Here is an 811-nt window from a genome sequence, read left to right on the forward strand (position 1 = left end):
AATGTCACCTTTAATTAAAGCGTTTTTTGCTGTAACAGAAGCGACTGTAGTTTGGCTTTTTTCTATTTCAAATAGAATAGGCGTTTTGTCTAATTCATAATGCTCAGGAGCTTTTGTTTCGACAAATTGGTATTTACCCGGACGTAAATCTTTTGCTTCTATTTGTCCATGTTCATTTGTTGTTAATTTTTCATATCCAGGAATATTTTTTCCGTTGCGATCTTGAACAGTAAACTCTGCCCCTGCTAAAGTTTTATTATAATTATCCACTTTTGTTAAAAGAGCAGATCCTTTAGTTAAACTATTTGTCGCAGTTAGATTTACTACTGTTGTTTGATCTATAGAGATAGTAAACGGAATAAGTTTGCTATCTAATTGATAATGCTCAGGAGCCTTCGTTTCTTGTAAGTAGTAAGTTCCTGGTTTTAGTTTATCTATAATAATTTGTCCGTTATTATTTGTTGTTAATTCTTTGTGTTCTGGAATTACTTTTTTATCTTTATCCAGTAGTGTGAAAATAGCGCCTTGTAGTGTTGCATTTTTGTTCAGGTCATCAGATTTTGTTAAAACTACTTTCCCGACAAATTTCTTATTTGCAAGTTTATATGTTGTAGTCTCTTGTGTACCAAGTTCAACAATTTTCCCTTGTTTTAAATCCCAGCTAATTACATAGCCTTCAGGAGCCTTTGTTTCTTTTAATAAATATTTATCACGTTTTAAATTATTAAATTTAGCGATACCGTCTTTGTCTGTTGTAATTTTACGGATAACAGTTTTACCTGTACGATCGTATAAAGTAAATTCTGCCCCA

At 31.8% G+C, this 811-nt stretch carries 1 protein-coding gene; it reads right to left on the bottom strand.

The features are described 5' to 3' along the window. Nucleotides 1–811 (bottom strand): MSCRAMM family protein (locus MR160_RS33715; RefSeq protein ID WP_255805914.1); only part of this gene is annotated, 811 nt, incomplete at both ends.

The organism is Bacillus cereus group sp. BfR-BA-01382 (genome assembly GCF_022663475.1).
Lineage (GTDB): Bacteria > Bacillota > Bacilli > Bacillales > Bacillaceae_G > Bacillus_A > Bacillus_A thuringiensis_S.